General features: G+C 33.0%; 9 protein-coding genes. 8 read left to right on the plus strand and 1 reads right to left on the minus strand.

Features of this window, described 5'->3' with window-relative positions; genetic code table 11:
- Nucleotides 1-43 precede the first annotated feature (43 nt).
- From CHB81_RS02860 to CHB81_RS02870, 3 genes are all read left to right on the plus strand, one after another.
- Nucleotides 44-4174 (plus strand): two-component regulator propeller domain-containing protein, encoded by a 4131-nt coding sequence (locus CHB81_RS02860; RefSeq protein ID WP_089350385.1) that lies wholly within the window; start codon nucleotides 44-46, stop codon nucleotides 4172-4174.
- A gap of 647 nt (nucleotides 4175-4821) precedes the next feature.
- Entirely contained in the window at nucleotides 4822-7830 is a 3009-nt protein-coding gene (locus CHB81_RS02865) for a TonB-dependent receptor (protein WP_089350386.1), read from the plus strand.
- Nucleotides 7831-7843: 13 nt separating this feature from the next.
- Complete coding sequence (locus CHB81_RS02870) at nucleotides 7844-9337, plus strand: RagB/SusD family nutrient uptake outer membrane protein (protein WP_089350387.1); 1494 nt, start codon at nucleotides 7844-7846, stop codon at nucleotides 9335-9337.
- A gap of 401 nt (nucleotides 9338-9738) precedes the next feature.
- Here the strand turns inward: CHB81_RS02870 and CHB81_RS02875 are convergent, their stop codons facing one another.
- Entirely contained in the window at nucleotides 9739-11241 is a 1503-nt protein-coding gene (locus CHB81_RS02875) for an MFS transporter (protein WP_089350388.1), read from the minus strand.
- Between the two features lie 1172 nt (nucleotides 11242-12413).
- Here CHB81_RS02875 and CHB81_RS02880 point away from each other — a divergent pair.
- The 5 genes from CHB81_RS02880 to CHB81_RS02900 all read left to right on the plus strand — a co-directional run bounded on the left by CHB81_RS02880 (nucleotide 12414) and on the right by CHB81_RS02900 (nucleotide 23755).
- The gene (locus CHB81_RS02880; RefSeq protein ID WP_089350389.1) at nucleotides 12414-13538 is read left to right on the plus strand and encodes an alpha/beta hydrolase-fold protein; all 1125 of its coding nucleotides are present in this window, start codon (nucleotides 12414-12416) and stop codon (nucleotides 13536-13538) included.
- A 396-nt stretch (nucleotides 13539-13934) separates the two neighbouring features.
- On the plus strand, nucleotides 13935-15530 hold the full coding sequence (locus CHB81_RS02885; RefSeq protein ID WP_089350390.1) for a glycoside hydrolase: 1596 nt from the start codon (nucleotides 13935-13937) through the stop codon (nucleotides 15528-15530).
- Between the two features lie 64 nt (nucleotides 15531-15594).
- Nucleotides 15595-17133 (plus strand): alpha-N-arabinofuranosidase, encoded by a 1539-nt coding sequence (locus CHB81_RS02890; RefSeq protein WP_089350391.1) that lies wholly within the window; start codon nucleotides 15595-15597, stop codon nucleotides 17131-17133.
- Nucleotides 17134-17593: 460 nt separating this feature from the next.
- Nucleotides 17594-21610 (plus strand): two-component regulator propeller domain-containing protein, encoded by a 4017-nt coding sequence (locus CHB81_RS02895; protein WP_089350392.1) that lies wholly within the window; start codon nucleotides 17594-17596, stop codon nucleotides 21608-21610.
- 771 nt (nucleotides 21611-22381) lie between these two features.
- Nucleotides 22382-23755 (plus strand): glycoside hydrolase family 43 protein, encoded by a 1374-nt coding sequence (locus CHB81_RS02900; RefSeq protein WP_089350393.1) that lies wholly within the window; start codon nucleotides 22382-22384, stop codon nucleotides 23753-23755.
- The last annotated feature ends 117 nt before the right edge of the window (nucleotides 23756-23872 follow it).

Genomic DNA, 23872 nt, shown 5'->3' on the forward strand with positions numbered 1-23872 from the left:
TAAAAGAGCCTATATTTATTTTAATTTACTAACCATTTTTATAATGTTCAAAAAGAAATATTTTAGAATTATTGTCATCTTATTTTTTATAGTAACGGATTTGTTTTCTCAAAATACATTTGAAAATTATCAATTTCGATTAGTAGATAAAGAGAATTCAAAAAGCGGCATTTATACCATTGCACAAGATAAATTTGGGTTTATGTGGATTGGAACAAATGGTGCGGGCCTATATAAATATGATGGTATCAATTATGTAGCTTATGAGCAAAACTCAAAAGTTAGTAATTCTATCAATAGTAATCTTATTTATGTTGCTTTCGTCGATACCCACAACCGGCTATGGATTGGCACTGATGAAGGATTATGCCTTTATAATAGGAATTTAAACACTTTCGAAAATATTAATATTAAAAAAAAGAATAGTAAAGAAAACGTAATTTCTGTCAAGAGTATTATCGAGGACAATAATGGCAACCTCTTTTTAGGGACTTTTAATAATGGTTTGCTAAAACTAAATACTAAGACAAGAGAAATAATTCACATTAAGCCGGATATTCCAAATGCTACAAATTATTTTATCAATTCTCTGGCAAAAGACAAAAAAGGAACAATTTATTTAGGCACGAGCTTTGGTTTGAAAGTATTTGATCCCGTAAAAAATGAGATCAAAAAAGTAAACATTGGTAAAAACAATGATATGCTTAATATTATTTCGATGTTTATAGACAGCACGCAAAATCTCTGGATTGGCAATGGATATAAAGGACTGGTAAAAGTCGATTTAAATTCAAAAGTTAAAGAGGGAGTTTCCTATCCCATTACCAGAAAAAGAATTATGTCGATACTGGCAACAGACTCCAAAACCATTCTTTGTGCAACCGAAAATGATGGTTTGATCGTTGTAAATGATCAGGGGATTGTTCAAAAAAAATACATAAGCAACAAATTTAATATTCGCAGTCTGGCTTCAAATTCTGTATGGACTTTACTTCTCGATAAAGAGAATAGAATCTGGCTGGGGTATTACAACAAGGGTTTAGGCGCTTTTGATAAAATAAACAGCAAAGTAAGTCTTATTGAAAGTTTGCCCGGAAATGTACAGTCTTTACAAACCAATTGTGTTACCGGTATTGCAAAAGACCATCAAGATCAGTTATGGATTTCTATGGAAGGCGGAGGAGTCGATGTTTACAATACGGCAACTAAAAGTTTTAAACATATTACCAAATCTGATCGAAGTTTTTATTCCGGATTAACCAATGATAATATAACGAATGTATTTATTGATAAAAAGCAAAATATTTGGTTATCCAACTGGAATGAAGGGATCTTTGTTTTAAAAAAAGGAAGCAATAAGTTTATTAACTACAACACAAAAAACACTCCTAGTTTGGCATCAGACAATATCATGAGTATTGCTGAAGATTCCAGAGGTGTAATCTGGATAGGGACTTTTTCAAAAGGACTGCATTATTACACTCCTTCAGATGGTCAATTTCATCATTGTAACTCCAAACCATTTTATGTAAGTGGGATAATAAATTCAGACATCAGAAAAATAATGGTAGATTCTGATGATGCTGTTTGGGTTGGTTCAACAACGGGATTGTACAAGGTCAATACAAGCGATTTTGTTTCTTTTTCAGTGACTTCTTTTCGGGATAAAATGTCTGAAAAGCTTAAAAATCATAAAAGTACACATACTATTAATACTTTATATGAGGCCAAAAACAAAGAAATTTGGATTGGTACTGATGGAGCCGGATTATTCAGCTATAATAAAAAAGCAAAAACCATTAAATGGTATATAAATTTCAAGGGGCTGAACGAAAAGTCAATTTCGTCTATTGTAGAATCGAATGACGGGTGTATTTGGTTAAGCGGAAAAAAAGGAATTACAAGACTTGATTTAAAAAACAATACTACCGTTAATTACTCTATCTATGACGGCTTGTTGGGAAATGATTTTAATAATAATGCTGTTCTGAAAGACGAAAAAGGATTGCTTTATTTTGGGAGTTATGAAGGTTTAAATTATTTTAATCCTGCGAGTTTAGTTAAAAGTAACAAACAGCTGCCGGTTTACTTAACAGATCTCAAACTTTTTAATAAGTCAGTAGGTCCACTTGAAAAAAACTCGCCATTAATAAAAGTAATATCGCAGACAAAAAAAATAATTCTTAAGCATGATCAGTCCGTATTTACAATTGATTTTATTGCTGTAAATTATTCTTTTCCTGCCAGAAATGAATTTGCTTATTATTTAGAAGGATTTGAAGATTCATGGAATTATGTTGGCAATAAACGGTCGGCGACCTATACTAACTTAGCGCCGGGTAAGTATGTCTTTAAGTTGAAAGCCTCTGAAAAAAACGGAGTCTGGAATCAAAATCCCCTAGAATTAAAAATTGAAATTTTGCCGCCCTGGTGGAAAACACCTTTTGCTTATCTATTTTATTCTCTATTACTATTAGCGGGAATTTATTTTACCAATCAATACTATCAAAATCGTTTTAAACAAAAACAAATGATAGAATTTGAGCAGAAAAAAGCAATTCAAATTGAAAAATTAAATAATAAAAAATTACAATTTTTCACGAATATCTCACATGAATTTAGAACACCGCTTACTTTAATTTTAAATCCGTTAGGAGATATAATCAAGAACAATAGTTTGGATTTACCGGAAAGGGTATTGAGTAAATTACAGACTATTCAAAAAAGTTCGGACAGACTTTCAAGATTAATCAATGAGTTGATGGATTTCAATCAATTGCAATTTAATAAAATGCCTTTAAAAGTACAACTAATTGAAGTAGTAGGTTTTACAAAGGATATTGTTAGTTATTTTGAGGAAGAAGCGCTAAGCCGTGGAATTCAATTGCATTATGAATCAAGCAAAAAAGCATTAAAGGATTGGGTAGACCCTAAAATGTTCGAGAAAATTATTTTTAACGTTATTTCAAATGCCTTTAAGGTTACTCCCGATAATGGAAAAATAACAATAAAAATAGTGGTCAACGATGAATTAGTTCATTTTCCTTTGATAAATTCAACCAATAGTACTCCTTCTTTTGAGATTATTGTTGAAGACACAGGTGCGGGATTAGATAAAAAAGATATTAAGAAAATTTTTGACCGTTTCTATCAGGTGAATAATTTGAATAAAGCATATTATGGAAGTACCGGAATAGGACTTGAAGTTGTTCGTGGATTTGTAGAGTTACATAAAGGAAAGATCGAAGTAGAGAGTCAATTGGGAGTTGGAACTACTTTTAAACTGCTATTTCCACTGGGCAAGGAATTTTTTAATGAAAACGAAGTGATGCTGGAGGAATTTAAAAAGGAGAAAAAAATAAGTTTCACACCAATTACCGAAAAAGCAGCCATTGAACCATCAGATGATGAGGAGAAACCAGATAGGATTTATACCATTTTGATTGTTGAAGATAATGCTGAGTTGCGAAATTATTTAAAAAATGAACTCAAAAAGGAGTACAAAGTTATAACAGCAGAAAATGGTCAGGTTGGTTTAGAATTAGCTATGCAAAAATTGCCTGATTTGATTTTAACCGATGTTATTATGCCTGTTATGAATGGTCTGGAATTGTGTGCAAGTATCAAAGCAGATCTTAAAACCAGTCATATCCCATTGATGATGTTGTCTGCAAAAGCATTGATTAAAGACCGATTAGAAGGGATTGATTCTGGTGCAGATATGTATTTGAGCAAACCTTTTGATATGGATATTCTACGATCCAGCTTAATACAGCTCATTAAAAGCAGACAGATTATGTTTAATAAATTCTATAACGGAATTACTCCAAAAGCAAAAGAAAAAACAACCACTTTGGATAATGAATTTATAAAAAATGTTCTGAATTATATTAATCAAAACATTAGTGAATACGAGTTGAGTGTTGAGGTTCTGGCCTCGAACGTGTTTTTAAGCAGAAGCCAGTTGTATCGAAAAATAAAAACACTAACAGGCGTAACCGTAAATGAATTTATACGGAATGTTCGTTTAGAAAAAGCAAAAGAGTTAATAGAGCTTGGTAATGATAATATGACCGAGATTAGTATTAAAGTTGGTTTTAGTTCTCCTTCTTATTTTACAAAATGTTATAAAGAAAAATTTGGATACTTGCCCACACATAATAAAAAAGCATAGTGCTATTAAAACAAAAAAAGAAGAGATTTCAGTTCTTGAGAATTGAATATTAGACTTCCGGTTTTGACAGAAATCGGAATAAAAAACAGAAAAGAGGTTGTTTTCACTATTTGTGAAACAGCCTCTTTTTTTTTGCTTTAATAAATAACCGATTTCAGATTTGTAAAAGAATGCAATTTGGATCAGTTTATTGAAAATAAAATGAATTAACAGTAAAAATCATTTTTAAATAATTATTAAAAAGCTATAAATCGTATTTATTTTTATTTCATACTCAAAAAAGCGATAGCAATATTAGGAATACCTTATTTAGGTTTTTATTGTTAAATATTTGAAAAATAGATGATTACGTGTTTATTGAAGGTTTCGTGCTACAAATTTGATAGTTTTTGCATCATTTTTAATATGTGAAATTTATGTTAACCTTATATTTTTGGATTGTAAGAAAATCAAATAATCTGAGAATTAAGTATTAACATTTTTTAAAAAATTACAGTATGAAATGAAAACTAAAATTATTTATTGTAAGCCTTTTTTAATTCAATTTGAAAGGATCGAAAACAGCTTGTAAGCTAATTTGATAATCAAAACAATAAATAAACTTTACAACCAAACAACTATTTAAACTAATCAAAAAACCACTAAAAATGATTTTAAAATTTAGAATTGCAATAATCACATTGCTAATAATCTGCAGTCAGAATTTGATTGCACAATCAAAGACGGTACAGGGGGTAATTACCGATCCTTCGGGATTTCCTTTGCCTGGTGCCAGTGTTAATGTAGAAGGTTCAAAAAACAGCGCATCAACAGATTTTGATGGTAAATACTCTTTAAAAGGAGTTAACGCTACAGATAAAATAACGTTCTCTTATGTAGGCTTGGTTTCGCAAACAATTACTGTTGGTACCAGAGAAACAATTGATGTTGTATTGGCACTGTCTACACAAAGCTTAAATGAAGTTGTAGTAGCTTATGGTACTCAAAAAAGAACCAAGGTTACTGGAGCAATTTCAACAGTAAGTTCAAAAGATATTGCTGCGGTTCCTATTACTAATGCAGAATCGGCTTTGCAAGGACGTGCGGCAGGTGTTACTGTTGTAAATGGTGCGCCAGGTTCAAGTCCTACTGTTAGTATTCGTGGTTTATCTACAATGGGTAACAGTGCTCCATTATACGTAATTGATGGGGTTTTAACAGGTAATCTTTCAGGTTTAAGTCCTAATGATATTGAGAGTATTTCAGTTTTAAAAGACGCTTCTACTACGGCATTATACGGTTCAAAAGCTTTTAATGGGGTAATTGTGGTTACTACTAAAAAAGGAAAAAAAGGTCCGGGGCAGCTAAATTTTAGTACATATGTAGGTGGACAAACGGTTACAAAAAGATATGATGTATTAAATACACAGCAATATCTGCAATATGCCAAAGACTTAGGAAGTGATTTAACAGCAAGGGCTGCTGAATTTGGAAATATAAATACCAACTGGCAGGATCAGATTTTTCAAACCGGTCTAATGCAGGATTATAATTTAAGTTTTTCAAATGGTACAGAGACTTCTACAAGCCGTTATTCTGCTGAATATATGAAACAAGAAGGTGCTATTATTAACACTGGTTTTGAACGTTATTCTTTTAGATCTAATAATACGCAGGATATTGGAAAACTAAGAGTTGGAAGCAATATAGGTGTATCTTTTAGCACTACTAATCCGGAGCGTAGTTCAGGAGGTAGAACATTATTAGAGCATGCTATTAAAATGGCGCCTTATTTCCCTATTTACAATTCAAATAATTTAGGCGGATACCAAGGTCCAAGTGCTATTGATGGTAACGATGCCGAAAATCCTGTACGTGTAGCTAATTTGGGTTATCAAAAAATTAATGGATTATCTATAATTGGAAACATCTTTGCAGAATTGGAACTTTGCAAAGGTTTAAAATTCAGATCACAAGTTTCCTTAGATTATTATACAAGTAAGGATCACACTTTTGTTCCTAGTTTTCAGGATGGTTCTTATCATAAACAAGCATTTTCGACAACAAATGAAACAAATGGACAAGGTCAGACTATTGTCTTTGATAACAGTTTAACGTATAAAACTACTATTGCAGGAAAACATAATCTTGAAGTATTAGGAGTTATTACTAAAATTGATGGAAAATCGCAAACTCTTGCAGCAGGAAGCCGTTACAGTATTTCAGACGAAATAGATCAGTTGCGATATAATGAAGGTAGCTTAGGTTCAGCCAATTTTGAAGAAAAAAATATTGGTTACATTGCCCGTATCAATTATGATTATAATGATAAATATCTGCTTGCGGTTTCAGGACGTAGAGACGCGTCGTCTCGTTTTGGAGCCAATAACCGTTGGGGTAATTTCTACTCAGTTGCTGTAGGTTGGAACATAGCCAAAGAAGATTTTATGGCAAATTCTATTTTCAGTACATTAAAACTTAGAGCAAGTACAGGAACAACAGGAAATGACAGGATAGATAACTATCAATATAGTGCAACATTAATTGCAAATTACAATTATCCAATTGGCGGAGCAAATGCACCAGGTGTATCTTTAGGAGTTGCTTCTAACCCAGATTTGAAATGGGAGTCAAAACTAGACAGAAATATAGGTGTAGATTTTGGTTTTTTTGACGAAAAACTTACAGGATCTTTTGAATATTTCAATAATAAAAGCAGTGATATTCTTTTTGCCGTTCCATTAGCAGCTTCTGTAGGATCTGCCGGTGGCGGAACTCAAATTCAAAATATTGCTGATGTAAAAGTATCCGGTTACGAAATATCATTAGGTTACAATGATAGAAAAGGAGATTTTACATGGTCTGCCATTGCTAATTTAGGGACAAGTAAAAATGAAGTAACAAGTTTAGCACCGGGAGTAACAAGTGTTTTAGGTGGTCCAACAGCCAGAGCAGGTCTTGAAAGCTTTTCGAGACTGGAAGTAGGCCAGCCGTTATTTTATTTTTACGGATATCAAACCAATGGAATTTATCAAAACCAAGCAGAAGTAGATGCTGTTTTCGGACCAGGTCAAACTACTATCAAACCTGGAGATATTAAAATTGTTGATCGCGATGGTAATAAGATAATTAATTCAAATGATAAAACAAATATTGGGAATCCATATCCAGATTTCACTTATGGTTTAAATCTTAGTGCAGCTTACAAAAATTTCGATTTTAACTGCTTTATATCAGGAGTTCAAGGAAACGATATTTACAACGCAAATACTTTTGACCTGGTAGGTATGAATCGTTTGTTTAATGCTAGTACTGCTGTATTAGACAGAGCAGTTGTTGTAAATGGCGTTGTCACAAATCCATCTGCCACTTTACCAAGAGCACAAGGTGCAGATATCAACTGGTCGTCTGCAAACCAGCGTTATATTGAAGACGGATCGTATACAAGACTAAAAAATATAGCCTTAGGATACACATTTTCCGGAGATGCATTTAAGACTTATTTTTCAAAAATAAGATTCTATGTAAGCGGGCAAAACTTAATTACAGTTACAAAATATGACGGTTTAGACCCTGAGATCGCACGTGCAGACGCCAATGCAAATTCTGCAGGTATTGATTTAGGAAGATATCCACAACCAAAATCTGTGATTTTTGGACTTGATGTTACATTTTAATTTATAAAAGATAATGAGAAAAATAAAATATATACTTATAGTGCTGTCCGGAGTTTTAACTATAACTTCATGTGACACTGGCGAATTAGAATTAACTAATCCCAACACTTTATCACCTGAAACCTTCTTTAAAACCGAAGCACAGGTGCAGTCATCTGTAAATGCGTCCTATGCAGGTCTACAGACAAGAGGACTTTACGGAAGAAATTTTTCTTTTGCGATGGATCTTATGGCTCATGATGCTTTAGGAAACCCACAATTAGAAGGAAACAAAAAGCCATTTCAGGATTTTTCTTTTAATGGAGGAAATGATATAATTCAATATTATTGGGAAGCTTGTTACATAGGGATATCCAGAGCTAATTTTGTGCTGGATAATGAGCCGAAAATTAATGCTCTTGCAAATTCTGTTTTATCGCAAGAGAAAAAGAACAAATATTTAGGGGAAGCTCATTTTTTAAGAGCCTATTATTATTTTCTTTTAGTGAAACGATTTGGAGATTTACCAATTTATAAAACAGGGACTATTATTGGCAAAGGAAGAAGCCCTAAGGCAGAAGTTTATGCCTTGATTGAAGAGGATCTTGTATTTGCATCTAAAAATCTTTTGCCTAGAGCAACAGAAGCAGCAGGGAGAGCTAATAAAGAAGCAGCTTTTGCCTATTTGGGAAAAGTATTGTTATACGAAAAAAAATATGATGAGGCCTTGGTTGCTTTTAATAGCGTTACCGGATTCAGCCTTGAAGATAAAGGCAGTTTTTACAACAACTTTATGGCAGAAACAGAACATGGTAAAGAATCGATTTTTGAGATTGAGTTTGATGAGAAAAACGGAACAGGTGATCAATGGGGTGCAGTTGGTGATAGCCAGGGGACTGGTTTTGAGGAGTCTACGCTTAGAGGACAGGAATACGGTAACCTAAGCTGGTATAACGTGTATCCGTCAGACGATTTATTAGATTCGTATGAAGTAGGCGATGACCGTTTTGGAGATACTTTTTATGTACCAGGTTCAACTTATTTGAAAGGAACCAAAGTAATGGTGGCAAGTAATTTTACTACTTCTGCAGGTATTAGAAGAGCAGGCTGGAAAAAATATCAAAACTATTACATAAGAGAAGATGAAGCAACACGCTCAAGTATTAACTTCAAAGTGATGCGTTACGCAGATGTATTGCTTATGAAAGCCGAATGCGAAAACCAAAGAGCAGGAGGATCACAAACTACAGCAATTGCATATATTAAAGAGGTTAGAGACAGAGCCAATCTAGCAACTAACATTACGGCTACAAAAGATGCTGTTTTTAAAGCAATTGTTCATGAACGTAAAGTAGAGTTTGCTGGTGAGCAAAGCCGTTTTGATGACATTATGAGATGGGGTAACGCTAGTACTGAATTGGCAGGTACAGGTTTTCAAGCTGGTAAAAGCGAGTTATGGCCAATACCAAACAGAGAAACATCTTCAAATCCTAATATAAAACCAAGTGATAATAATCCTGGTTACTAAAAAAATTAAATTTTGGTAGTTTGAGTTAAGTTAGTATTTGGCAAACAGCGCATTTTTAATGCGCTGTTTGTTGTTTTAGTAAATACAGAATCCTTTCTTTTTCACAAGTAGTATCTAACATTCTAAAATCTACAATCAAAAATCTACAATCAAAAGTCTACAATCAAAAGTCTATAATCAAAAGTCTATAATCAGAAATCTAAAGTCAACAATCAAAAGTCCACAATCAAAAATCTACAATCAAAAGTCTATAATCTAAAGTCTATAATGAAAAATCAAAAGTCTACAATCAAAAGTCAACAATCAAAAGTCCACAATCAAAAGGCTATAATCTAAAGTCTATAATCTATACTCTATACTCTATAATCAAAAGTCTACAATCAAAAGTCCACAATCAAAAATCAACATTCTCTTCTTTCCTTTAAATCATTTTCAATCTGAATTTCCATTTTTTTATCTATACTGTAAAAACACAACAAGACTGCACTTATAATGAATATAAAGCCAGGGTAAATACTTACCGAAAGTTTAATTCCTTCTACGGCTGCCGGTATCTGATTGACCTCTTCGGCTACGTAACCATATTTAGATAAAAAAGCCGCACCTAATGCACCACCAATACTTATTCCTATTTTTAGCCCGAAAATCATTGCTGAAAAAACAGTCGCAGTCGCTCTCCGGTTGTTTATCCATTCACTGTAATCAGCCACATCAGCAATCATAGTCCATAATAAAGGAATTGTTATTCCGTAAATAAACCCATGTACTAATTGGGTCAAAAAAACCATTGCAATAGCTGTTCTATTATAGAAATTAAATAACAAAAGACTAAGCGCCGATAAAAAAATAAAAGTGATGTAAATATTTCTTTTACCAAAGGAATCTGCAAGAGGCTTTGAAAACATAATTCCAAAAATCATAAAAATAATTCCTCCTGCATTAAAAAGACTAAATGCCGATGTGGGAGCATCTCTTGGCCATTGAAAATTGACAAATCCCATTGCCGTCAATGAACTATTCAGATTATCAATAAATGCAGTAAAACCAATATCATTCAAAAAAACACTTTGTGCAACCGGATCTAAATAATATTTAAAATAGAAAACATACATTCCTCCTTTTAAAGACAAGGTTATAAATACCAGAACGGTAACCAGTAACATAACCAGCCAGGGTCCGTTTTTAGACAAATCAATAAAATCCTGCCTAACTGAAGATTCCTGATTCTTTGCGGGTATAATTCTTTCCTTGGTAGTAAAAAAAGTGATTAGTAAACAAATAACCCCAGTAATGGCAAATAATAGCATTGTATTTTGAAATCCAACTGCTTTATCACCATGCCCTAATATTAAAACCAATGGCAATAGAAGCGATTGAATTATAAATTGAGCAATCATTACCGCTACAAAACGATAGGAGGAAAGACTGTTTCTTTCTTTCATGTCGCCCGTTAAAACACCGCTTAAAGCAACATACGGTAAATTGTTTGCGGAATAAATCAGCACCAAAAAAAAGTAAGTCAGCAAAGTGTAGATTATTTTGCCGTTTTCGCTAAAATTTGGAGTTAAAAAAGAAAGAACAGCAGCTATTCCAAAAGGCAAGGCCGTCCATAATATCCATGGTCTGAATTTTCCCCATTGCGTTTGGGTTCGATCAGCAATTACGCCCATAATAATATTAAAAAAAGCTCCAATAAAACCACCGGTAAAGATAATAACGCTTGCTGTGCCGGCAGGAATTTTATAGACATCAGTGTAAAAGAAAGCCAGAAAAGTCAACAAAGTCTGAAAAATCAGGTTCGCAGCAAAATCACCTAAACCATAACCTATTTTTTCTACTATAGAAAGCTTTTGCGATGTATTACTCCTAAATATACCTGCTGTTTTTTCTTTGCTTTTTACCATCGTGCCTATTGAGAATTATTTTATTGAGATCTTTTATCAAAAAGCGAATACTTCTTTTGGCTTCCTATTTTAATAAAAATACTAAACGTAAAAATAGTTGGAAAGTTGAAATAAAGATTGTCAATTTTGAAGCTATTAATAACATATTTGAAGCATCATTTTTGTTTCAGTAGTTGCCAAAAGAAGTTTTCTTGTCTTAAAAAGGAACTTTCTTTTTTTTATTGGTTACTGCTTGTTTTAAAAGATATGTTTAGGCAACCAGTTGTTTTTTTAGCCCTCTTTTTTCAATCTCTACTGTAGATGTTTAAAAGTAAATAGTACTCATTACCTGTGATTATTGTAAAAAACTATTTTTTTATTTTTTACTTCTTTTTTGCAAAAGTTTGAATTAGCTTTTTTGGAACTTGTAAATTTCAGTTTAAAAACAATCCGCTTTGTGGTTTTTAATTAATTTTTTGGCTATAAATATATGTATAATCTGTTTTATTGTGATTATATTTTTATAATTAATAAAAAAAGTAAAAACAACCGATTGTGTATTCGTTATATTTTTTATATTTGTAATAGATACACTTATTAATTATAACAAAGACAAATTTGTTGTTTAAATTAATTTGTAGGTCTCTATTTATTACAATTCACTATTGGTTAGTGTTAGTTTTTTAATTAAAAGCCGAAAGTTGATACCCTTTCGGCTTTTTTTAAATTAAAAACTATGATGTCTGCCGTTTTAGCAATAGAGAGAAATGGTAATAATGATTATCCTGCCTAATTGCTGCAGGCATAAAATCTCAAAAATATTAAGATGAAAGAAGTATTTATATTCTTTTTAGACTTTTTGGTCACTTCAATCAGCGCATAACAGTATAAGGCATACACTTTAAATAAAGATAAAGGCAAAATGATAAAAACGGAGTTTAAACGAGATAGTATTAAAACCGTATTACTTCACTAACGATAACATATCAAAATATAAAAAAGACAACATGATTATGAATAAATATTTCACAAGTCAATGCAAAGTTAGAATTCGGGTTTTGATACTCATTTTCGTTTTGATTGTTCCTTTGATCCGTATTAATGCAGCTTTTCAGTTTAATGCATCTTAGTGGGAATTATCAAATTATAGAACCGGCAATTCAATAAATTTTAAATTTTTAAACAAAAAAAATATGAAGCAGTATTCAATCGTTACGTTATTGGTATTTATTTTATGGAGTGGAGTGAGTTTTGCACAAACAAATCAGCCTTCTGTTACTGAGGATTTTAAACCTTCAACCGTTAATCAGCCCGGGCAAGAGTATCCGCAAGTCAATTCTCAGGGATATGTTAGATTCCAAATTTTGGCTCCAGAAGCCAAATCTGTTGTAGTAAGCCTTGGATTGGGCGGCGCAAAAGGAGGTACCGCTCTCGCAAAAAGCGAAGACGGCTATTGGAGAGGCACTACTGCAGGCGTAATGGATGAAGGTTTTCATTATTATCATGTAACTGTCGATGGAGGCGTTTTTAACGATCCCGGTGCACTCAACTTTTATGGTTCTACCCGTTGGGAAAGCGGTATTGAAATACCAGCACATGATCAGGATTTTTATGCATTAAAAAATGTGCCGCACGGAAATGTACAGCAAATTCTGTTTCCTTCAAAAAGTACCAATACCTCACGCAAGGCTTTTGTGTACACACCTCCCGGCTATCATAAAGATAAATCGAAGCAGTATCCGGTTTTGTATTTACAACACGGCTGGGGAGAAGACGAAACAGCGTGGAGCAATCAGGGACGTGTAAATTTAATCATGGACAATTTGATTGCAGAAGGCAAAATAAAACCATTCATCATTGTAATGACGTACGGAATGACAAATGAAGTTAAATATGGTGGTTTGGCAAGTTTCAAGATAGAACCATTTCAGACCGTTCTTGTCGAAGAATTGATTCCTTATGTTGATTTAAATTTCCGTACCATTAGCAATCAGGCAAATCGTGCCATGGCGGGTTTATCAATGGGAGGAATGGAAACCCATAGTATTACGCTAAATAAACCGGATGTTTTTTCTTATTATGCACTGCTGAGTGGAGGGATTTACAAACCTGAAGAAATAAAGGATAAATCAAAAGTTAAACTTGTTTTTATAAGCTGTGGAAGCCGCGAAAGACCGGAATCTGTGCAAAATGCAGTAAAAAGCCTTAAAGACACCGGATATAATGCTGTTTCTTATGTTTCTGAAAACACAGGTCATGAATTTCAGACCTGGCGACGAAGCTTCAAAGAATTAGCACCACTTTTATTTAAAGACTAGTTAGTTTTTATAAGACTAATTTTACTTGAAATAGCAATTTTAATTTGATAAATGCAACAAATGAGCTAGTCCTTTGATACAAATGGGTACTGTGACAAAATCAAGTTTTAAGGACATTTGTAGCGACAATTTTTATTGCATAAAGCTGAGTTGAACACTTTTTTAATAAAAATCTTATTTGGGGTAATGAGTTCTTCATTCTCTTAGAGTCTGTTTTATTTTGAAATATTATTTCGACAGAACTCAAAATACTAATACTTTAAAATGAGTTGTCAATAAGTCAAGGGTTTTCGAAAATTACAGAAACATCTTCTGATTTGTTGTGAAATACAAAACAGGGAACGGTTTCGATAAATCCCTGTCTTTTAAAGAAAAAAATAGCAAACAAAAAACAAAATGAAAAAAAGCTTTTTATTATTTATTACGGTATTATCTCTCAATAATGCTGTTTTGCTTGGACAAAATTCAAAATCTAAAAAAAGCACTTCTGATACCCGAATCATAAAAGTAGATTATAAGAATGAACAAGGAGTACTAAATACTATGTTTAAGGAGTGTATTGGTGCCGGAAGGGCAAATGAAGGATTGCGTGCAGATTGGCAGCAGCAATTAGCTATGGTAAAAAAAGATTGTGATTTTAAGTACATTAGAATGCATGGTTTATTGACAGATGATATGGCTGTTTATAGTGAAGATGATAAAGGAAATCCGATTTATAATTATCAATACGTCGATGTATTGTTTGATTATCTTATAAGTATTAAAATGAAACCTTTTGTAGAACTGGGTTTTATGCCGTCAAGACTTGCGAGTGGTGATAAAACAATTTTTTGGTGGAGAGGAAATGTAACACCTCCCAAAGATTACAAGAAATGGGAAGATTTAATTCATAATTTAACGTTGCATTTTACAGAACGTTATGGTGTTGATGAGGTTAGAACATGGTATTTTGAAGTTTGGAACGAACCGAATTTATCACCTGGATTCTGGACTGGTACTCAGGAAGAGTATTTTAAGCTTTATAAATATGCAGCACAAGGCATTAAAAGTGTAAATAAAGATTTTAAAGTTGGAGGACCTGCTACTGCTGGTGCGGCTTGGGTTCCTGAAACAATTGAGTTTTGTGAAAAGAATAATGTTCCAATAGATTTTATTTCAACCCATAGTTATGGTGTTAAGCAAGGCTATTTAGATGAATATGGAACATCTGGTACAGTTTTGAGTAAGGATGAATGGAGTGTTAGTGGCGAGGTTTTAAATTCTCGCAAGCAAATATCAAATTCAACCAAACCTAATTTGGAATTGCATTATACAGAATGGAGTTCCTCTTATACACCTGCTGATCCAATTCATGACAGTTATCATTCTGCAGCCTATATTCTTCAAAAAATGAAACAGATTGGAACAGCAGCAAACTCTATGTCATACTGGGTTTTTACCGATATTTTTGAGGAAGCCGGACCTAGATTTACCCCTTTTCATGGTGGTTTTGGATTAGTGAATACACAAGGAATTAAAAAGCCAGCTTATTTCTCTTATTATTTAATGAACAAATTAGGAGAAACAGAGCTTAAAAATACAGATCCTTTATCATGGGCAAGTAAAAAAGCAAACGGAGACACTCAAGTGTTATTTTGGGATTTTACAAATACACATCCTGGTGATAAGGAACTTAATCAAACGTATTATTTGAAAGATTTGCCATCAAAACCAAAAGGCAAAGTTAAAATTGAAATCGCAAATCTTCCATCGGGGAATTATAATTTGGAGCTATACAAAGTAGGTTACAAAGAAAATGATGTTTATGCAGATTATGTGGCTATGAGCAAACCAAACCAATTAACCAGAGAACAGGTAGAAACACTTAAAAAATTAAATGACGGCTCTCCATTTGCAACACAAAAAATAACAATTGATTCAAACGGAACTTACAGTAAGGATTTTGATATTAATGAAAACGATGTTTATTTATTGAATCTTGTCAAACAATAAGACCGCTTCTCCAGAGAAGTATAATTACTTAAAAAAACTAACTAACCACTAACCAATAATTCACATGAAAAAACTCTTTTTACTAAGCTGTATTTTTATTGTTTGTCAGAATGTTTCTTCACAAAATAAAGCTACAGAAGTAACATTGGTCAAAACAGAAAATAAAGCTATTATCAATAAACATATTTATGGTCATTTTGCAGAACATTTAGGAAAATGTATTTACGGAGGACTTTTTGTTGGAGAAGACAGTAATATTTCGAATACAAAAGGTGTTCGTAACGATATAATTAAAGCATTGAAAGATTTAAAAGTTCCTAATCTTCGCTGGCCCGGAGGATGTTTTGCTGATACTTATCACTGGAAAGATGGAATTGGTCCTAAAAAAGACAGACCAAGTATTGTGAATCGTTGGTGGGGAGGAACTGTTGAAGACAATAGTTTTGGAACTAATGAATTTTTAGATATGTGCGAAATGATTGGAGCAGAGCCATATTTAGCAGGAAATGTTGGAAGCGGATCTCCTCGTGAATTAGACGAATGGGTTCAGTATGTAAATTACGAATCAGGTTCTCCAATGTCTGAGTTAAGAAAGAAAAACGGTAGAGAAAAGCCTTGGAAAGTTACTCTTTGGGGAGTTGGAAATGAAATGTGGGGATGCGGCGGAAATATGACTGCAGAATTTTATGCTAATTTATACAGACAGTATGCGACTTTTATCCCGGACGGACAAGGAGATAAAAAGTTATTCAGGATAGCCTCGGGTGCGAATGGTGATGATTATCATTGGACAGAAGTTTTAATGCGTGATATTCCTAAGGGGCTTATAGAAGCTGTGGCTTTACATTGGTATTCCGTTTCAAATTGGGAAAAGAAAGGATCATCTGTAAAATTTGATGAAAAGCAGTATTTTGAAACCATGAATGCAGCTGTTAAAATGGAAGAGTTAGTTCAAAAGCATTCTGCAATCATGGATAAATACGATCCGGAAAAGAAAATTGCTTTGATAGTAGACGAGTGGGGCGGATGGTATGATACCGAAGAAGGTGCTAGTGTTTTATACCAGCAAAACACAATGAGAGATGCTATGATTGCTGGTGTAACATTGAATGTGTTTAACAATCATGCCGATCGTGTAAAAGGGGCAAATTTGGCTCAAATAGTTAACGTTTTACAAGCCGTGATTTTAACTGATAAAGAAAAAATGGTACTTACTCCCACTTATCATGTTATGAAAATGTATAATGTACATCAGGATGCAGTACTGATTCCTTTAAAAATAGAATCTCCAAAATATATTTTTGATAATAAAGAATTACCGGCGGTTTCTGTTTCGGCATCAAAAGATAAAGCAGATTTAACGCATATTTCACTTGTAAATATTGATTTAAAGAAAGAAAACAAAGTCAAAATTAATTTAAAAGAGCTGGGAATAAAAAGTATAAAAGGAGAAGTCCTGTCCTCTTCAAAAGTTCAGGATTATAATTCTTTTGAGAGTCCAAACAAGATAAGTCCAGTTGCTTTTACTAAATTTTCAGTAAAGAATGATACTTTAGAAGTTACAATCCCACCTTTTTCTGTTGTGGTTCTAGAAGGGAAATAAAAGTACAGCGTATAGAATAAATTGCAATTATGGTATCGCCATACTTTTACAATGAAATGTAGTATAGCGATATCATAATTAATTAAAAGCGGTTAAAGACGGACCAAAAACAGAATCAATGCTAAATGTTGTGGAAAAACATAAAAATATACTCACTAATTATTTTTTACCACAGAGAACGCTAAGTTTTTTACTCTTAGCTTTATAAAAGGCATCCCGAAGCCTCGGGGCGCAAAGCTTTGTGTTGGTTTAGCTTTGGGGACTCTGTGCTTTCTAAGGCATTCTTAGACAAAAACCTTTGTGTTGTCTGCGGTAATTTTTTTGCTGCCTCCATAGGTTTTGGATTGATCCCAAAAACATTTATTATATTTGATTTTCAGGAATAGCAAAAAGAGGGATAAATAAATTTATACTAAATAATTATCTTTCTGAATCCTGAAGACTTACTCATCATTTTAAAATGAAAAAAAATACCAGAGAGCTCTACATTTCTATTTGCGTACTATTTTGGATTTTTTCTTTCCAAAGTATTGTCGGACAATCTTCTTATGTTTTTCATCATTTAGAAACTACAGAGGGCCTTTCAAATAATAATGTCAGAGCATTTTTAAGGGATAGTTACGGTTTTCTTTGGATCGGTACGGAGTCAGGATTAAATAGATATGACGGATATGGATTTAAGGTTTATAAAATGCATTCCGGGCTCCCTAATACCTTGTCGTCAAATAATATAATTGAATTACAGGAAGACGGTCTCGGTAATATCTGGATAGACTTTGGATATTATTATATGATTTATAAAAGAGATAAAGATTCTTTTTCAGACCCAAAATTGTTCTTGCTTAATCTGGGCATACAGCCGGATTTTAATGCTGAAGTTTTTATCGATAAAAATCGCAATCTCTGGGTTGTAAACAAAAAGAAAATATTTTTTCATGATTTCAGGAAAAAGAAAACTTCAGTATTCCAGTTAAAAACTACATTAAAAGATGAAATTTCTATTACTGATAATGGTGAATTTTTGTTCGCAATTCAATATGATTCAGGGACTTGTTGGAAACTGAATAAAAAAACAGGAGTTTTGACGTTTCTGGAATTACCAGACGATATTAAACAAGATACTACTAATGCTCTTAATATAATTTATCTGGACAGTAATAATGGTTTGTGGATTTGTTCGGATAAAAGCGAGCAGGTTTTCTATAAAAAAAATTCAACTGAAGAGTGGAAAAAATTCGAATTGACTTCGGGATTAAAAACGCAGGCCAATCATATAACTAGTATTATTGAAAATCAACCCGGACAGATCTGGATAGGAACAGATCACAAGGGACTGTTTATCTATGACAAGGGAAAAGATCGGTTTGAAAATCTGGTATCTGATCCATGGGTAGAGACGGGGCCGTCCTCGAATAGTGTAAAGTGTCTTTACAAAGACAACAACGAGACTATCTGGGTGGGATATAATAAAAAGGGATTATCCTATTATCACGAAAGTTTTCGAAATTTTATCAATTTCAAACACCCGCAATGTTCCGATATTATGTCTATAATGGAAGATCATCAGGGAAATATCTGGCTGGGTACTGATGGAAACGGATTGTATATAAAAGATAAAAAAACAGAGGCAGTAAGTAAACTCCCTATTCCGGATATTGCCATAATATCTATATTCGAAGACAGGAAGAATCGTGTTTGGATTGGTACCTATCAAAAAGGACTTTTTTGTTATGAAAATGGCAAAATGACTCAATATACCACAAAGAACAGCAAATTAAGTAGTAATAGTATTTGGAATTTAAAAGAGGACCGTTACGGAAATGTATGGATAGGATCGTTGGGTGGAAAAATTCAGGTATTACCAACAGATTCGAATAGTTTTAATTCTGTACTTACCCCATTTGATGATATTGTCTATGCGCTGGATATGTTTTATGATGGTGGTGATAAAATGTACTTTGGTACTGTAAGTGGATTATTAGTAATTGATATTACCAATTACAAGAAGATTTTATATCATGGCAATAGGAGAGGGAATCAAACTTTTTCTCAGGATCAAATTTCAAATGTCTATAAAGATAAACGTGGTTTGATATGGTTAGGTACTAATGACGGATTGACCATCTGGAATCAAAAAAAGGATACACTTTATTATTTTAACAACGAGAGTGGTTTATGCGATAACTCAATTAAAGGCATAACAGAAGATAATTTCAATAATATTTGGGTACCAACAAGCAACGGACTTTCAATACTTACAGTGAGGCCTACATCAAACGGAGAATTTTCTTTTTCAAGTAAAAATTACTCTGTCAAAGATGGTCTTATGAATAATTTTTTTAATGACCGCTCTTTTTGTAAATTACAAAATAATGATATTGTCCTTGGAAATGTAGAAGGGTATACGGTTTTGAATCCGAATAAATTGTATGAAAAAGACCAATCTACACCAAAGGTTATTTTTACGGAATTGACAGTTGGTAACAATATAATTCAGGTCGACTCCTATTATGATGGTCACAAGCTACTCGAGCATTCAATGCAATTAACTTCAGAGTTAAACTTCAGGCACGATGATAAACTTATTTCCTTACAGTTTACAACAGGAAATTTATTGAATGCAGATAAGGTGAAATATGTTTATCGAATTGAAGGCTTTAGTACACAATGGCTGCCAACTCAAAAAAATAAAATAGTAATATCGTCACTTCCAACAGGTAATTACAAACTTTTATTAAAAGCACGTAATGCTGATGGTGTCTGGAACAATATCCCTACAGAATTATCTATTAATGTAATGCCTCCTTTTTATTTTTCAATTTGGGCTTTTATCATTTATGCAATTTTAATTATTGGTACGCTGATATTCTTTGTACGTAAAACAAAAGAACGCCATTTTATAAATCTGGAACAGCAGCGTATTCAAATGGATCATGAGAGAGAAACACAAATCAATGAAATAAAACTCAAGTTCTTTACCAATATTAGTCATGATTTGCGTACTCCGCTTACCCTTATTATTACTCCTTTGCAGATTTTATTGAATGATGCAACGAGCGAAAGTATGAGAAAAAAGTTAAGTGTTATGTATAAAAATGCACAGCAACTTATGACACTAATAAACTCACTGCTGGATTTTCATAAACTGGATGTTGGAGTAGAGAGACTGAATTTAAAATCGGACGATTTTGTTAGTTTTAGTAATGAAATTTACCTTTTATTTTGTGTTTATGCCGAAGAGCGCAATATCAATTTACTTTTATTCAGTGATATTGAAAGTTTAGTTATGTCGTTTGACCGCGATAAGATTCAGAAAATATTTTCAAATTTACTTTCAAATGCATTCAAATATACTTTAGACGGAGGTACTATAAAGATTCATATAAAAAGAGCCGGAAATAATGTTTGTGTTAGTGTTTCTGATACAGGTCGTGGCATTAGCGATAAAGAAAAAGAACATATTTTTGAACGATTTTATCAGGCTCAGCAAGAACAGGAGAAAACAGGAACAGGTATAGGATTACATATTGTAGCCGAATATATCAATCTTCATGAAGGAACAGTTAATGTTACGGATAATGTTCCTCAAGGCAGTATTTTTACTTTCCATATTCCTATCAGAGTGGCTGATTTAAATGCGGACTCAGAATATTTGCCGGAAAATATTACGGAAGAATATACAACCGAAGAAGAAGATTATGGGCTTACAAATAAAAAAATATTATTATTTGTAGACGATAACAATGATTTTTGTGAATTTATTAAAGATAATCTCGAAGATACCTATACTGTAATAACGGCCAATAATGGAGAAGAAGCGCTGCAATTGCTGCAAAAGTTTAATGTAACTATTGTTGTCAGCGATGTAATGATGCCTGTAATGAATGGAATAGAACTATGTAAAAAGATCAAAACAAATATCCATTGGTCTCATATTCCCGTTATTCTATTGACGGCACGTACTGCCGAAGAACATATAGTAGAAGGTTTGGAGCTTGGTGCAGATGATTATATAACCAAACCTTTTAATTTTAATTTGCTAAAGCTGCGTATCCAAAAATTTGTCGAATGGACAGAGAAAAGTCATGCTTCGTTTAGTCAAAAGTTAGATGTTTCTCCTTCAGAAATTACTATTACTTCATTGGATGAAGCCCTGATAGTAAAAGCTATTAAGGTTGTAGAAGAACATATAAATGATATTGAGTTTTCTGTAGAAGCCCTTAGTACGGCTTTAGGTCTAAGCCGTGGTCATTTATATAAAAAATTGGTTGCGATTACGGGTAAAGGTCCAATAGAATTTATTCGAACGATACGATTGAAACGCGGACGCCAGCTTCTCGAAAAAAGCCAAATGCAAATTGCTGAAATAGCATACGAAGTAGGTTTTAATTCCCCAAAAAGATTCGCTAAGTACTTTAAGGAAGAGTTTGGTTTTTTACCTTCTGAATACTTACGTAATTATAAACAGCAACAATAATAGCAGCTGGAGAGGAATTATTAAATGATCTCAAAAAGTAATACAGATTAAATACCAAATACAAGTACAATTTTACAGAGTAGTAAGCCAATGTCATTAAGTTAAGCTTCTGAAAAATAAAATTATTGCAAATCAAATCCGTTTTTATCTGCGTTTTTACGAAGTAAATCTGTTTTATCCGCGTCAAAATTAGACGCTGATCTTACTGATTCGCTAAAGCGAAAACGCTGATAAAAACGGATTTTTCTAATTACTTTCTGAATTAAACTGTTAAGTAATTTTATAGATTTTCCCTTAACTTAATGACATTGAGTAGTAAGCTTAAGTTAGTTGCTTTTTTTTGACGCTGCTTATATTTTAATCTGCTCAATGAATTATACTTTTTTAAATCTTAATTAATATAATTTCATAAAGAATTGATTTATAAATGTATTTGAGAGCATAGGTTTTTCATTTAATACAATTGGTGCACTCTTGTAATACAAAAGGAAACGTTGTGTGGTATTGTTTTCCTATTACTTTGTTTACTTAAGAAACCATTTACCCATTTTTAAACCATGAGAAAAAAACTACTCGTCGCTTTTGGCTATTTATCTTTTGAAGCTGTTAGCAAAATCAAGTAAGTTCTATTCTCTATTATTATTTTATTCATGAAAAAAAAATCAGCTCATTTTTTACCTTCCTTATTTTGCTTGTTCAGACCGTTGGTTTGGCGCAAGCCCAAAATTCAATCATTTTTTCCTATAGGCCTAAAATAACTAAATAACTAAAATGAAACATACTTATAAACTTATAGCGACACTTATAACAATCTTAAATTGTTCTATTATTGAAGCACAAAATCCTATTGTACAAACCAATTATACAGCAGATCCTGCACCAATGGTACATAACGGCACAGTGTATCTGTACACAAGCCATGATGAAGACGATGCCAATGCCGATGGCAAGGGTTTTAAAATGCTCAATTGGTCACTTTATACTTCAACCGACATGGTCAATTGGACAGACCATGGAATAGTTGCTTCTCTAAAAGATTTTAGTTGGGCAAAGCAGGACAATGGTGCCTGGGCAGTTCAGTGTATTGAACGAAATGGTAAATTTTATTTATATTGTCCAGTGCATGGCGGGGGCATAGGGGTTTTGGTTTCAGATAGTCCTTATGGTCCATTTAAAGACCCTATTGGCAAGAGACTTATCAATTCTGATCATATCTGGAATGATATCGATCCGACTCTATTTATGGATACAGATGGCCAGGCATATTTGTATTGGGGAAATCCCGACTTGTTTTACATAAAACTGAATAAGGACATGATATCCTATTCGGGCGAAATTAAACAAATACCCAATACTATAGAATCTTTTGGTAAACGCAAAGGAGAAAAAAGTGACAGACCTGTCACTTATGAGGAAGGACCATGGTTGTATAAACGCAATAGTCTGTATTATTTATTTTTTGCCGCTGGGCCAATACCGGAACATATTGGTTATTCAACCAGTAAAAGCATAACAGGACCCTGGATATATCAAGGTGTTGTCATGCCTACACAAGGAGGTTCTTTTACCAATCATCCCGGCATAATTGATTTTAAGGGAAAGAGTTATTTTTTCTATCACAATAGTGCGTTGCCAGGAGGTGGTGGTTTTACACGTTCAGTTTGTGTAGAAGAAACTCAGTTTAATAAAGATGGTTCAATCGTGCAAATGAATATGACAGAAGGAATTAAAAAGAGTGTAAATCCATTAAATCCTTATGTCAAAACGGAAGCAGAAACCATTGCCTGGTCTGAAGGAGTAAAGTCAATGAATGATAATGGGATTGGCACTTTTATTACCGCAAAATACAATGACGCTTTTACCAAAGTGAGAGAGGTGGATTTCGGTAAAAAGGGCGCTTCGAAATTCACCACAAGAATTGGCACCACACACAACGAAAATGTTTCAATGGAAATACGATTGGATACTAAAGATGGAGAGTTATTGGGGACCGTAAATGTACCAATAAAGAGAGGTAATGACAAATGGACATTGCAAACAATTAATGTTAAAAAAGTTTCCGGAATTCACGATTTGTATTTTGTATTTAAAGGAAAAGCCAATACCGATATACTGTATTTTGATTATTGGAAATTCTTAAAATAAATTTTAACAAAGAGCAATCTGTTGTTAAAAAAAAATCCTGCTGCCACACGATCCTTTCGTGTGGCTTGCTTGTTTATATCAATAGCTGTTTTATATTTTAAAGCCTTTTGACAAACT

The sequence above is a fragment of the Flavobacterium sp. ov086 genome, from assembly GCF_900187965.1.
In the GTDB taxonomy this organism is placed as follows: Bacteria; Bacteroidota; Bacteroidia; order Flavobacteriales; family Flavobacteriaceae; genus Flavobacterium.